Annotated in this window: 13 protein-coding genes; 3 read left to right on the top strand and 10 right to left on the bottom strand. The window is 63.7% G+C overall.

What is annotated here, in order from left to right; all coding sequences use genetic code 11:
• Position 1: 1 nt before the first annotated feature.
• From KBY99_RS09135 to KBY99_RS09145, 3 genes are all read right to left on the bottom strand, one after another.
• Complete coding sequence (locus tag KBY99_RS09135) at positions 2–1,138, bottom strand: glycosyltransferase family 4 protein (protein ID WP_254998695.1); 1,137 nt, start codon at positions 1,136–1,138, stop codon at positions 2–4.
• 17 nt (positions 1,139–1,155) lie between these two features.
• A complete protein-coding gene (locus KBY99_RS09140) occupies positions 1,156–2,349 on the bottom strand; it encodes an NAD-dependent epimerase/dehydratase family protein (protein ID WP_254941746.1) in 1,194 nt (397 codons plus the stop codon).
• Between the two features lie 81 nt (positions 2,350–2,430).
• Positions 2,431–3,261 (bottom strand): thiazole synthase, encoded by an 831-nt coding sequence (locus KBY99_RS09145; RefSeq protein ID WP_254998697.1) that lies wholly within the window; start codon positions 3,259–3,261, stop codon positions 2,431–2,433.
• 58 nt (positions 3,262–3,319) lie between these two features.
• Between KBY99_RS09145 and KBY99_RS09150 the strand changes: the two genes are divergently transcribed.
• On the top strand, positions 3,320–3,943 hold the full coding sequence (locus KBY99_RS09150) for a hypothetical protein (RefSeq protein ID WP_254998699.1): 624 nt from the start codon (positions 3,320–3,322) through the stop codon (positions 3,941–3,943).
• Positions 3,944–3,962: 19 nt separating this feature from the next.
• On the opposite strand, the gene KBY99_RS09155 is transcribed toward KBY99_RS09150, so the two are convergent.
• The 3 genes from KBY99_RS09155 to rpmI are packed head-to-tail and all read right to left on the bottom strand — an operon-like array spanning position 3,963 to position 5,116.
• Positions 3,963–4,505, bottom strand: a complete 543-nt coding sequence (locus KBY99_RS09155) for a tetratricopeptide repeat protein (RefSeq protein ID WP_254998701.1) — start codon at positions 4,503–4,505, stop codon at positions 3,963–3,965.
• Between the two features lie 19 nt (positions 4,506–4,524).
• Positions 4,525–4,872, bottom strand: a complete 348-nt coding sequence (gene rplT / locus KBY99_RS09160) for a 50S ribosomal protein L20 (protein WP_254998703.1) — start codon at positions 4,870–4,872, stop codon at positions 4,525–4,527.
• 46 nt (positions 4,873–4,918) lie between these two features.
• Positions 4,919–5,116 carry a 50S ribosomal protein L35 gene (rpmI, locus tag KBY99_RS09165; RefSeq protein WP_106632482.1) on the bottom strand — a complete coding sequence of 66 codons (198 nt, stop codon included), beginning with the start codon at positions 5,114–5,116 and terminating at the stop codon, positions 4,919–4,921.
• 221 nt (positions 5,117–5,337) lie between these two features.
• Here rpmI and KBY99_RS09170 point away from each other — a divergent pair, with 221 nt between their 5' ends.
• Both KBY99_RS09170 and KBY99_RS09175 read left to right on the top strand, forming a co-directional pair.
• Positions 5,338–6,795 (top strand): SpoIID/LytB domain-containing protein, encoded by a 1,458-nt coding sequence (locus KBY99_RS09170; RefSeq protein ID WP_315857979.1) that lies wholly within the window; start codon positions 5,338–5,340, stop codon positions 6,793–6,795.
• A 24-nt stretch (positions 6,796–6,819) separates the two neighbouring features.
• A complete protein-coding gene (locus KBY99_RS09175) occupies positions 6,820–8,172 on the top strand; it encodes a glycosyltransferase (protein ID WP_254998707.1) in 1,353 nt (450 codons plus the stop codon).
• Positions 8,173–8,202: 30 nt separating this feature from the next.
• Here KBY99_RS09175 and KBY99_RS09180 read toward each other — a convergent pair whose 3' ends face one another.
• The 4 genes from KBY99_RS09180 to clpP all read right to left on the bottom strand — a co-directional run bounded on the left by KBY99_RS09180 (position 8,203) and on the right by clpP (position 12,769).
• The gene (locus KBY99_RS09180; protein WP_254998708.1) at positions 8,203–10,008 is read right to left on the bottom strand and encodes a DNA polymerase III subunit gamma/tau; all 1,806 of its coding nucleotides are present in this window, start codon (positions 10,006–10,008) and stop codon (positions 8,203–8,205) included.
• Positions 10,009–10,025: 17 nt separating this feature from the next.
• On the bottom strand, positions 10,026–10,637 hold the full coding sequence (locus tag KBY99_RS09185; protein ID WP_254998709.1) for a lecithin retinol acyltransferase family protein: 612 nt from the start codon (positions 10,635–10,637) through the stop codon (positions 10,026–10,028).
• A gap of 14 nt (positions 10,638–10,651) precedes the next feature.
• Positions 10,652–12,031: an ATP-dependent protease ATP-binding subunit ClpX gene (gene clpX, locus KBY99_RS09190; RefSeq protein WP_254935270.1), complete on the bottom strand. Its 1,380-nt coding sequence runs from the start codon at positions 12,029–12,031 to the stop codon at positions 10,652–10,654.
• 78 nt (positions 12,032–12,109) lie between these two features.
• Positions 12,110–12,769, bottom strand: coding sequence for an ATP-dependent Clp endopeptidase proteolytic subunit ClpP (clpP, locus tag KBY99_RS09195; RefSeq protein ID WP_106632476.1), 660 nt, complete (start codon positions 12,767–12,769; stop codon positions 12,110–12,112).
• Positions 12,770–12,810 lie beyond the last annotated feature (41 nt).

Genomic DNA, 12,810 nt, shown 5'->3' on the forward strand with positions numbered 1-12,810 from the left:
TTCAGGCCACTAGTTGCAGGTCGGGCTTGGCCAACAGGCGCTGGTAGTAGCCGCGCAGTTGTTCTGTAGCTCCAGACCAACCCCAGCGCTCGGCTTCCTCGCGGGCGTTGGTGCGCAGCTCGGCCCGTTGACTGGCATCGCCAAGTAGGCGCTCGACCGCAGCAGCCAGGCTGCCTTCCTGGTCTGGTTCGTAAAGGCAGCCATTGACCCCATCGCTGACGATGTCCGGGATGCCACCGCGGTTGGCGCCCACCACCGGGCAGCCGGCCGCCATGGCCTCCAGCAGCACCAGGCCCAGGGTTTCGGTGCTGGAGGGGAATAGAAAAGCGTCGCCGCTGGCGTAGGCCGCCGCCAGCTCTTGCCCGGCTAGGTAGCCCACGAAGTGGGTAGGTGTGCCCGCAAAGATCTTCTCGAGTTGCAGCCGGTAGGGACCATCTCCAACTAGGGCCAACCGGGCATCGGGCATTGTTTCAAGTACGGGTCGGATCCGTTCGATCTGTTTTTCCGCAGATAGGCGGCCGATGTAGAGCAGCAGCTTGCCGGTGTCGCTCTGGCCATTCAGCAGCCGCTGTCGCATGGCATCGGAGCGCAGCGCCGGCTGGAAAAGCTCAGTGTCTACGCCGCGCTGCCACAAATCGGTGTGCTGGATTCCTTTCTCACTTAGCTCTTGCACCATGGCGGTGGAGGTGCAGAGGTTGAGCCGGGCCTGGTTGTGGGCAGCTTTGAGCAGTTCCCACAGCAGTGGCTCGAGCATGCCCATGCCGTAGTGCTCCAGGTATTTGGGCAGATGGGTGTGGTAGCTGGCTACCAGGGGATAGGCCTTGGTTTTGGCCAGCCAGATGCCGCCGAGCCCCAGGACGGCGGGATTGACAACGTGGACAAGATCTGGCTTGAAGCGATCCAGGGCTTCTGCCACCGCCGGCCGAGGCAGGGCCAGCTTGAGCTCGGGGTAGAGGGGTAGGGGCATTGCGGGCACTCCCACCACTTGGGCTCCCATGTAGGTCTCGGGGGCTCCTTCCGGGCAGAAGATCAGGACCTCATCGCCAGCCGCGACCAGATGCTGCACCGTCTTGGTGAGCCTGGTGACGATGCCGTCCACCTTGGGCAGAAAGGTTTCGGTGAAAAAGGCGATCTTCAAGGGTTTGGAGTTGTGCCTTAGGTCGTCTGGATGGCCTGAGCCTGGGTTTGGGTCCAGGCGGATTGGCAGGGAATTCGACTGCGGTCGCAGCGATCAGCCCAGCGGCGCGCCACATCCACCACTTCAGCCAGCAGGCCGTCATCGAGGGTGGTTGGGTTGAGGCCCAGCTCGATGAAGCAGCGGTTGTCGACGATTAGATCGTTTTCGACGGCTTCGTTGCGCGGATTGGGCAGGTAATTGATCTGGGCGTCCGTGAGAGCCGCCACTTTGCGGGCTAGTTCACCAACCTGGTGGCTTTCGGTCATCTGGTTGAAGATCTTCACCCGCTCGCCCCTGGCCGGCGGATTTTCCAGGGCCAGCTGCACGCACTTCACCGAATCGCGGATGTGGATGAAGGCGCGGGTCTGGCCGCCGGTGCCGTGCACAGTGAGCGGATAGCCGATCGCTGCCTGCATCAAAAAGCGATTGAGCACGGTGCCGTAGTCGCCGTCGTAGTCGAAGCGGTTGGTGAGGCGTGGGTCGCGCTCGGTGGCCTCGGTGTTGGTGCCCCAGACGATCCCCTGGTGCAGGTCGGTGATACGGATCTGGTCGTTTTTGTTGTAGTAGAGGAAGAGCAGCTGGTCCAGCGTCTTGGTCATGTGATAAACGCTGCCCGGGCTGGCCGGGTGCAGGATCTCCTCCTCGAAGCGGCTGCCGTCGGGCTGGGGCACTTCCACCTTGAGGTAGCCCTCGGGGATGGTGGCACCGCGGTGGGAGCCGTAGCCGTACACCCCCATCGTGCCTAAATGCACGATGTGGATGTCGAGGCCGCTCTCCACGATCGCGGCTAGCAGGTTGTGGGTGCCGTTGACGTTGTTGTCGACGGTGTAGCGCTTGGTGGCGCTGCTTTTCATCGAGTAGGGAGCTGCGCGCTGCTCGGCGAAATGCACCACCGAATCGGGCCGCTCGTGGCGTAGTAGCTCCAGAAGCCGGTCGTATTCCCTAGCGATGTCCAGATGGACAAACCGCATGGGCTTGCCGCCCACCTGTTCCCAGGCCTTAAGGCGGTCGCCCATGGTGGCGATCGGCGTCAGCGACTCCACCTCCAGGTCGACATCGATCTTGCGCCGGCTGAGGTTGTCAATGACAACCACCTCGTGGCCAGCATCGGCCAGGTTCACCGCGCAGGGCCAACCGCAGAAGCCGTCGCCACCGAGAACGAAGACCTTCATTGCAACGCCCATTCCGAAAACCTCAGACCCCTGCAGGACGAGCGGATGCTCCGCTTTGCAAGCTACTACAGGCGTTCGGCTTCAGCTCCCTACCCGGCCAACCTCGGGCGAACTGGGATTGGCGTTTGTGCGTATGGGTAGCCGACCGGCGTGGAAGGCGCTGCGGCCGGCCTCGCAGGCCATGGCCATGGCCCGCGCCATCGCCGGGGGGTCGCCTGCCAGAGCAATGGCGCTGTTGATCAGCAGGGCGTCTGCGCCCATTTCCATGGCCTGGGCGGCCTCGCTGGGCACGCCGATACCGGCGTCGACCACCACGGGCACCTTGGCGTTTTCGATGATCAGGGCGATGTTGGCGGCGTTGCGGATGCCCTGGCCCGAGCCGATCGGCGAGCCCAGGGGCATCACGGTGGCGCAGCCAGCCTCTTCAAGTCGCTTGGCCAGGAGTGGATCGGCATTGATGTACGGCAGCACCGTGAAGCCCTCCTTCACCAGTTGCTCAGCGGCTGCAAGGGTGCCGAATGGATCGGGCAGCAAATGTCGGGTGTCTGGAATCACCTCCAGCTTCACGAAACAGTTGTCCTCTTGGCCTGCCAGCTTTGCCAGCTCCCGTCCCAGGCGGGCCACCCGGATCGCCTCCTCGGCGGTGGCGCAGCCGGCCGTGTTGGGCAGCATCCAGATGCGCTGCCAGTCGATGGCCTCCAGCAGGCCTGCATGGCCGGCAGCCTGGCTCTGCACCCGACGCACGGCAACGGTCACGATTTCGCAGTCGCTGGCCTTCAGGCTGGCCTGCATGGCCGCCAGGCTCGAATATTTGCCGGTGCCTGTCATCAGGCGGCTGCGGAAGCTGCGCCCCCCGATCACAAGTGGATCCCGGTGGGTGTGCGGTTCGCTGGTGGAAGCGGTGGTGACCACGGAGCAGGGCCAGATCTCAGCAACGGTCCTAGCCTCCCACTAGTCAGTTTTGGTTGTTGTGTCTTTTGCCGTTCTTCGTGCTGCCCTGCCGTTAGCCGCAGTGCCGCTGGCACTGTTGCCAATCGGTTTGTTCCCGGCGCAGGCGGCTACACCCGTGGCCAGTGAGGCCTTTGTGCCTTTTACCCCTCCCTCGGCTACCAGCGTCGGTGGTGAGTCGCTTAGTGGTCTGGGAGGTGCGGAGACCTTTGATCCAGTTGGCCGGGCCCAGCTGCTGGCCGGGGAGATGCCGCTCGTATGGAGTGGTACTTATCAATCCTTTGACAATTCCCAGATTGTGAGTGCTGAGCTGCGGCTTGCCTCGGTTAAGCCGATGGGCCAGATGATCGACCTGCGCGGTGAACTCACGGTGGGTGGGGTTACCACTCCCGTGCAGGGCAACCTCAACGCCGAATCAGACCAGCTCGACCTGCTGATGCTCTGCGATTGCGAGGTGCCGGGTCTGGAAATGGGAGGGGTATTTACGGGTCTGCAGGGCCTGCAGTTGTCAGGCTGGCAAGCACCTCGTCTCACCAGCCGTGGCGGCCGCCTGGATCTGCGTCCCCTATCAAGTGCTAGCCGCTTAGTTTCTCCTGTCAGCACAAAAAACACAACCCGCGGCGCTGAAGTACGCGGACTTTGGTGAAAGTTGAATAGGTAATCGCTTAGGCCGCCCGATTCAGGCCGGCCTTGCGATCGAGGAGTTTCAACCGTTTGCGGGCGGTTTTGTTGTTGGCGTCAAGCTCAATCACCTGCTCATAGGTCTGCTTTGCCTCTTCCAGCTTGAGCTGCTTTTCCAGGGCGAAGGCAAGATTATTGAGTGCTACTGGATAGGCGGGCTTGGCTTCCAACGCCAGCCGGTAATGGCGAATTGCCGTTTTGTAGTTGTTTTGAGCGGCTAAGGCGAAGCCCAGGGCGTTTTGAATCACAGCTTGGGCTTCAGCCGGTTCTTTAGCAGCTTCAGCTTTCTTAAGAGCTTGCTTGAGTGATTCGGCGGCTTGGCCATACAAGCGCTTGCGTAGTTGCACAGAGCCAAGCTCGTACAACGTGGCCGCGTCTGATGGCTTAGGGCCTTCACCACGCTCTAGCTTTGCCAGGGTGACTTCATCTGAACGTACGCGCCAGATCTGCCGGGCCACTACAACCGCAGCGACCCCCAGCAGGACGATCAGCCCAATTAGGTAGGTCTGGGGAAGGAGGGCGTCCAAAAAGACCTACCGGTGGAACTCAGTTTGTAGCGGCGCCCACGATGCTGGTGAAGCTGCCGGGGTCGACCACGGCAAGCTGAGCCAGCATTTTGCGGTTGATGCGCACGTCTGCTTTCTTTAAACCACCCATGAAGCGGCTGTAGCTCAGGCCATTGAGCCGAGCTGCTGCGTTGATCCGGGCGATCCAGAGACGGCGGAAGTCGCGCTTGCGACGACGGCGGTCCCGGTAGGCATTGCAAAGCGCCTTCATCACCCGCTGGTTGGCGGTGCGGAAGAGGGAGCCATTGCCGCCGCGGAAGCCACGGGCTAGGCGAAGAATCTTGTTACGGCGTTTGCGGGCAACATTGCCCCTCTTGACGCGTGACATAGCAGTAGATCAGGAAGATAAAAGTAAAAATTGGCCGAGGTCGCTCTCAGGCGTAGGGGAGCATCGCCCTCACGTTGTCCGCATCGCGCTCATCAACAACAGCCATTGTGCCCAGATGACGCTTGCGCTTCGGGCTCTTGTGATCGAGCAGGTGGTTGAGGAAGGCCCGGCGACGCAGAAACTTGCCGGTGCTGGTGGCCTTGAACCGCTTGGCGGCTGCTTTGCGGGTCTTGAGCTTCGGCATTTCTCGCGTTGCGGCTGGCACAAACAAGCAGAGTACGACGTGGCAGTGCCTTCCTCCAAGACCCCTCCTTTTAAGCAATGTTTTCAGTCCGGTCCTCTTCGGCCCAATCGTTGTTGCCGTTAGCCATTTGGGCCAGCACGGTGCTGCTCGCGGGGGGATGTCGGGCCGCCGCACCTCCCATTTCACCTGGATCCGGCCCTGCTTCTGCGCTGCATTGGCCCGTGCAGCCTCCGCCGGCAGTAGAGGCCACTGCGCCGGTGCTCTGGGTGGCCCTGGCGGCCCATTTGGGTCCGCCTACTCCCTTGGAGCTACGCAGCGCGGCTGGAAACCTCACCCTGCTGAGTGCGACGGGCCAGCGGTTTCAGGCGCCCCGGTTGCAGTTGCACTGGCGCAGGCTGCCGTTGGCCGAGCCCTTGGCGCTGCGCCGTCAGGTGTGGGGGCCCTTTGCTAGCTACGAGAGCGCCCAGGAGGCTGCTGGCCGCTGGCGATTGGCCGGTGCCACGCCTGTGATTGCCCACCCGGCCGAATGGGAAGTGTGGGCCGCGCCCGAGGCCCTAGCGCCCGCTGGAGTTAGGCCGCGGCTGGTGGAGCAGCTCCAGCGCGATCGCCTGGTTTTGGAGCTGAGGCGCCCGGATGGCTCGGTTCGCCTTGAGGGGCCCTTGCGCTTGGAGGCCCCGGGGGGGCTGCGCTGGCAGGGGGGGGTGTTTGCAGGTCCATTCCGGCTCCAGGGAGATGCCTACGGCAGCTGGTCGTTGGTGGAGGAGGTGCCCTTAGAGCGCTACCTACTTGGGGTTGTGCCCCATGAGATCGGGGCAGGCTCCCCCGCGGCGGCCCTGGCTGCCCAGGCGGTGCTAGCCCGCACCTGGGCCCTGCGCAACCAGGGGAGATTCGTGGTGGATGGCTACCACCTATGCGCTGATACCCAATGCCAGGTGTACGCAGACCTCCGCCAGGCCGGAGCAGCTGTACGCCAGGCGATTGCCGCCACCAAATATCAAGTCTTGAGCTGGCAGGGTGCGCCGATTCATAGCGTTTATCACGCCACAAATGGGGGGATTGCGGCCGGGTTTGAGGAGGTGTGGAGTGGGGACGCCCTGCCCTATCTGAGGCCGCGGGTGGATGGTCCGCCGGCCGTTGCAGCCGCCGTGGTTTTGCCGTTGCAGCCGGCCCGGTTAGGAGCGGCCCTGGCGGCTACCGCCCGCGCCTATGGCTTCGACCACCCCCGCTTCCGCTGGTCTCGCCAGCTCGATTCGGCCCAGATTCAGCAGGCCTTGAGCCGCGCTGCCCTGCCCTTGGGCCTGCCGCCCACACGCCTGGCGGTGCTGGAGCGGGGCCCCAGTGGACGGGTATTGGCGCTGGAAATCCAGGCGCAGGGAGCCAGCGGAGTGCGGCAGAGCGTGGTGCTGCGCCGTGATGCGATTCGCCGCACCTTGCGGCAGTTGCCCAGCACGCTCTTTGTGTTGCGGCCGGACGGCCCGGGTCGCTGGATTTTCGAGGGGGGAGGGTTTGGCCACGGTGCCGGCCTGTCTCAAGCTGGAGCTATTGACTTAGCTCGGCGTGGCTGGAGCCTGGCTCGCATCCTCGATCACTACTATCCGGGCACCAGCCTCCAGTCCCTCAGGGCGTTGGCAGGCATCAGCCCCCTGTCCCAGCCCGGCTCGGCCGCCAGTTCCCCTTAGAGTTCGGCGACTTTCGGGATCGCCATGGCTGCGGGTGGCCGTACCACCGATCACCGTCGCGGCAAGTCGGCCCTGTTCCTGATCGGCTGCGGCTGGGCGGGAATGGCTCCCCATTGGCTCCATGAGTCGCTGCGCCTCATTCCGGCTCTCACCCTGGCCGTGCTGCTTGGGGGCTACAGCCTGCGCACCGTGTTGCGCCAGGTTTTTGGTTCGGTAGGCCGCCCAGAACCAGCTCAAGCCTCCGCCGCTCCAGGGGCTGAACCCCTGCCCTCAGTGGACGTGGTGGTGGCGGCCCGCGATGAGCAGGCAGTGATTGGCCGCCTGGTGGAGCGCATTGCTCAGTTGAGCTACCCGCAGGGGCAGATGCGGCTCTGGGTAATTGACGACGCCAGCAGCGATCGGACTCCCCAGGTTTTGGCTGAGCTGCAGGAGCGTCATCCTTTTCTGCAGGTATTGCGGCGTGAGCCAGATGCCGGCGGCGGCAAATCGGGCTCTCTAAATCTGGTACTGCAGCAGCTTCAGGGCCGCTGGATGTTCGTGCTTGACGCGGATGCCGACCTTCAGAGCGACACCCTGGAGCGGCTGATTCCCTACGCGGAAGCTGGTGGCTGGTCGGCCGTGCAGTTGCGCAAAGCTGAGGTGAATGCCACCGCCAATTGGCTGACCCGGGCCCAAGCCATGGAGATGGCCCTCGACGCCGTGATCCAGCAGGGTCGCTTAGCTGTGGGAGGCGTAGCAGAGTTGCGCGGTAATGGCCAGCTGCTACGCCGGGACGCCCTGCTCAGTAGCGGTGGTTTCAACGAGGACACGGTCACCGACGACCTAGACCTCAGTTTCAGGCTGCTGCTCGACGGCCAGCCGATTGGCATCCTCTGGGATCCGCCGGTACAGGAAGAGGCGGTGCTGAGTGTGGCTGCCCTCTGGCGTCAGCGTCAGCGTTGGGCTGAAGGCGGTTTGCAGCGCTTCTTCGATTACTGGCCCGGCCTGATTTCGGAGCGTCTAAGCGCAAGTCAGAAGCTTGATTTAACCAGTTTCTTCCTGCTCCAATACTTTTTGCCGGTGGTGGCGATTGCCGATTTGATCGGCGCCGTGATTACGGGCACTCGCCCAACCATCTGGCCCCTTTCCTTTGTTGCCTTTGGGCTCTCTGGAGGGGCGATCTTGGCCGGTTGTCGTCGCCCTAGCGAGGGCCCGGCCCTGCCGGCCATGAACGTCTGGAACCTGCTCCTGGGTATTGCCTATTTGAGCCACTGGTTTGTGGTGATTCCCTGGACCACTCTGCGCATGGCCCTGCTTCCCAAGAGCCTGGTTTGGGCAAAGACCATCCACCTCGGCGAGGAGGAAGAGTCCCAAATCGAAGATCCGGCAACCGCCTAATTACCTGTTACGCAATTGTGCTGGCCCCGCTCAGGCAGCCGCCTCGGCTGCATCGCCAGTCAATGCATCGCCAGTTAATTCGTCGAGCGGCCCATCGAGTTCAACTACTTCGCCGTTGAAGAACTCCGCCAGCCTTCTGGCCTTGTCATCGAGGGGTGCGGCTAAGGGGGGCGCAGTAACTGCTGTGGGTGGCGGATTGGCCGCTTGGGTTGGTAGGGGAGCTGGGGCTTGATTCGCTGCTGGGCTTGGCAGTGGTGCTGGCGTTGGCGGTGGTGGTGTCGGTCTGGGGGTGGCGGCACCGGGGGCGGTGACAGTTGGTGCGGCGCTCTCCCCACCCCCTTCCAATGTGAGCTGGCGGGGGCTGCCTAGGGCCTTAGCTACCGCTGCTTCCAGCAGGGGCAGGCGGCTCTGCACCATGGCCATCCAGTTGCCGGCCACCTGCACCACGGCGCGGCGCTCATCGAGGCGCACCAGCCGGGCCTGTTGGGACAGCAGCATTCGCGTAGAGGGCAGCTCAAGGCCCGCCAGGATTTGCTGCCAGAGTTCCGGCAGGTTGGCGGAGCTGTTGGGCTCGACGCTCACCGGAGCTGGGGCTGGAGCCGGAGTCGGAGTCGGGATTGGGGCTGCTGCTGGCGCGACCGCCGGTGTGATTGGAGGTGCAACCACCGGTGCAGCTGCGGTGGGGGTTGCTGCAGGTGCTGCGGCAGAGATTGGCTGGGCGGCAGCTACCGGCTCGGCCAGCAGACCCAACAGCAGCACCTCTAGCCACAGCCGCGGGTTGACGCTGTGGCGCAGCTGCTGCTCGCTGCCCCTTAGCTGGGCCTGCCACTGCAGTAGGCGGGCTTTGCCGAGGGAGCGGGCCAGATCGGGAAGGGCTTGGCGGAACTGGGGCGACACGCTGGTGAGCTCTAGGCGGTCGGGCGCCGTGCCAGCCAGCACTAGATCCCGCAGCAGGCTGACGAGCCCCTGCAGCACGGCGGATGGCTCCCGGCCCCGCTCCAGCAGCTCGCGGCAACCCTCCAGCAGGGCGAGGGGATCGCAGCTGGCCAGGGCACCGGCCAGGGCCAGTAGCTCCTGCTCCGGTACAGCACCCAGCAGCTCCCACACCGCCGTGGCCTCGATCGGCGCCGGCAGCAGGCTGAGCTGATCGAGCAGGCTCTCCGCATCCCGCAGGCCCCCCTGGGCTCGCTGGGCCACCACGTGCAGGGCTTCTGGCGTGATGCCGATCTGCTCCTGCTCAGCGATCCAGCTGAGGTGTTGTTCGAGGGCCTGCAGGGGGATGCGGCGGAAATCGAAGCGTTGACAGCGGCTCAGGATCGTGGCGAGTACCCGCTGGGGGTCGGTGGTGGCCAGTACAAACACCACCCGCGGCGGTGGCTCCTCCAAGGTTTTGAGCAGGGCGTTGAAGGCGGCGGTTGAGAGCATGTGGCACTCGTCCACCACATACACCTTCCAGCGGGCCTGCACCGGAGCAAAGCGGGAGCGCTCGATCAGCTCGCGGATGTTGTCGACGCCGGTGTTGGAGGCGGCGTCGATCTCGATTACATCGAGGGCATTGCCGGCGGCGATGGAGGTGCAGAGCTCGCAGACGCCACAGGGTTCGGGGGTGGGCCCATCGCTGCCGATGCAGTTGAGGGAGCGGGCCAGGATGCGGGCGCTGGAGGTTTTTCCCGTGCCGCGGGGGCCACAAAACAGATAGGCCGGCGCAATCCGGCCGGTGCGCAGGGCGTTGCCCAGGGTGGCGGCGATCGCCTCCTGCCCCACCAGCTGGTCGAAGCGCTGGGGACGGTATTTGTGGTGGAGGGGTTGGTAGCTGGAAATCGCCCTTGGGCCCATGAAGCTGAGGCTTGAGATTAGTGGCCCTGGTCCGGTTCGAGCTGGCGCCTTAGCCGCTCTTCCAGTTCTTCCACGGCCGTTAGTTGGTCGGCCAGTTTCTGGGCCGCCAGCCTCAGGTTTTCGAAGCGGTCTTGGCCCCAGCGAGCTTCAGCCCGGCCAAGCTCCTGCTCCAATTTCTGCTGCAGGCCTTGGCGCAGCTTGTCGAGTTCGGCCAGGTTGCCCTGGCGCAGCAGCATTCGGGCAGCGCTGAGCATGGCCGCTGGCACCCACTGACCGATGGCCAGGGCCCCGAGGCTGCCGGTGTGCAGCAAATCCTCGACCTGGGCGCTGCGATGCCGGCCGGTCTTGCACCAATGGGCGAAGTGTTCGCAGTTGTTGAACAGCAAGTTGTAATTCTGTTCGCCCAGGCGCCCCATGGCCCGCCGTAGGGTCACACCGGCCGGGGAGCAGTCGCCCGCGGCATAGGGAACCACCGCTACAGGTTCGCCGCGGCTGAAATCGGACAGGGGGCTGCGCAGGATTTCGCGCCCTTCCAGGTAGTGGGCCACGCTGCCGTCGCCTAGATCGATGCCGTGATGCAAGAACAGACCGTGCTGGCGCGGCACCTGTAAGTGGTCAGCTGCAGACATCGGTCCGGGCCCGATCAGGCGCTGGCCTGCTGTGGCGAATCCAGGTTGGCGCTGCCGAGGGGCACCACCTTGCCCTTGCTGCGCTGCTCCACCAGCTCCCGGGTCACGGTGAAGCTCTTGACGTCGTTGCGGGAGGGCAGGTCGTACATCAGGTCGAGCATTAGCTCTTCGACGATGCCGCGCAGGGCCCGGGCGCCCGTCTTGCGGCGATGGGCCTCGATGGCAATCGCTTCAACAGCGCCGGCTTCGAAATCGAGCTGCACGTTGTCCATGCTCAGCAGGGTTTGGAACTGCTTGATCAGGGCATCCCGGGGTTCGGTGAGAATGGCTTGCAGGGCTGGCGTGTCGAGGGGCTCAAGCACCGCACTAACCGGCAGCCGACCAATGAATTCGGGGATCAGGCCGTAGCGCACTAGGTCGTCGGGCTCCAGATGGCGCAGCACCTCGGCCGCATGGCGATCCTTGCCGCTGCGGGGCCGGCTGCTGCCATCGGCACTAAGGAAACCGATGGAGTTGCGGCCCATCCGCTTCTGCACCACATCCTCGAGGCCCACGAAAGCACCACCGCAGATGAACAGGATCTGACTGGTGTCGATCTGAATGCATTCCTGGTAGGGATGCTTCCGGCCTCCCTGGGGCGGCACGTTGGCCACGGTGCCTTCGAGCATCTTCAGCAATGCCTGCTGAACCCCTTCTCCGGAGACGTCCCGGGTAATAGAGGGGTTTTCGCTCTTGCGAGCGATCTTGTCGATTTCGTCGATATAGATGATGCCCCGCTGGGCCTGTTCCACATCCTGATCCGCTTTCTGCAGCAGCCGCAGCAGGATGTTTTCCACGTCTTCTCCGACGTAGCCAGCCTCGGTAAGGGTGGTGGCGTCGGCCACCGCAAAGGGCACATCGAGCATTTCGGCCAGGGTCTGGGCCAGGAGCGTTTTGCCGCAGCCGGTGGGGCCGATCAGCAGGATGTTGCTCTTGTGCAGCTTGGTGGCTGTCTGGTCGGTTTCGCCCTTGCCATCGCCTTGCCAGGCCAGGCGTTTGTAGTGGTTATAAACAGCTACGGAAAGATTTTTCTTGGCTTCGTTCTGGCCCACCACCTGGCGGTCGAGAAAGGCCTTGATCTCCTGGGGCTTGGGCACCTCCGCCAAAGTTGGAGCGGGCTTGGTTGTTTTTTTGCTGGGGGCCTTACCGCGGTTGGAGTCGGCGGCATGGCGGCCGCTCCCGCCTCCACTGGCTGTGCCGCTATGGCCGTCTACCAGCTCCTCATCCAGGATCTCGTTGCAGAGATCGATACATTCATCGCAGATGTAGACACCCGGGCCGGCGATCAGCTTGCGCACCTGTTCTTGCGACTTGCCGCAGAACGAGCACTTCAGGTGGGCGTCGAACTTTGCCATGGGCAGGGGAGTCCTGATTCCAGGATCGACAGGAAATAATGGATCGTCAGCTGACCTTAAGGATCAAACCGGAAGGAATCACTCAGCAGCTGTGGCGGCAGGGGATTCGGTCACGACCCGATCGATCAGGCCGTATTCAACCGCCTCTGCGGGGGAAAGGAAGTAGTCGCGGTCAGTGTCTTCGGTGATTTTTTCGAGGGGCTGACCGGTGTGTTCAGCCATCAGACCGTTGAGGGTGTCCTTGAGGAAAAGAATCTCCTTGGCCTGGATTTCAATGTCCACTGCCTGGCCCTGGGCGCCGCCGAGGGGTTGGTGAATCATGATCCGGGCATTGGGCAGGGCCAGGCGCTTGCCCTTGGTGCCACCCGAGAGCAGGAAGGCACCCATGGATGCGGCCAGGCCGTAGCAAATGGTCACCACGTCTGGGGAGACCTGCTGCATCGTGTCGTAGATCGCCAAGCCGGCGGTCACTGAGCCGCCTGGGGAGTTGACGTAAATCTGGATGTCCTTCTCCGGATCCTCGGCTTCGAGGAACAGCAGCTGGGCGACTAGGGAATCGGCCACCTGATCGTCGATGCCGGTGCCCAGAAAGATGATTCGCTCGCGCAGCAGGCGCGAATAGATATCGAAGGCGCGGTCGCCCTTGCCCGACTGTTCCACAACCGTGGGCAGCACCCCGGGGGAGCCACTGGGGCTCCAGCTGCTGTGGACGGGATGGCGAAGGGTGGCGTCGATCACGCGCGGGGAAGCTCTCGGAGGACCAATCTATTGGTCCTGGC

The sequence above is a fragment of the Cyanobium sp. Maggiore-St4-Cus genome (assembly GCF_024345615.1).
In the GTDB taxonomy this organism is placed as follows: Bacteria; Cyanobacteriota; Cyanobacteriia; order PCC-6307; family Cyanobiaceae; genus Cyanobium_A; species Cyanobium_A usitatum.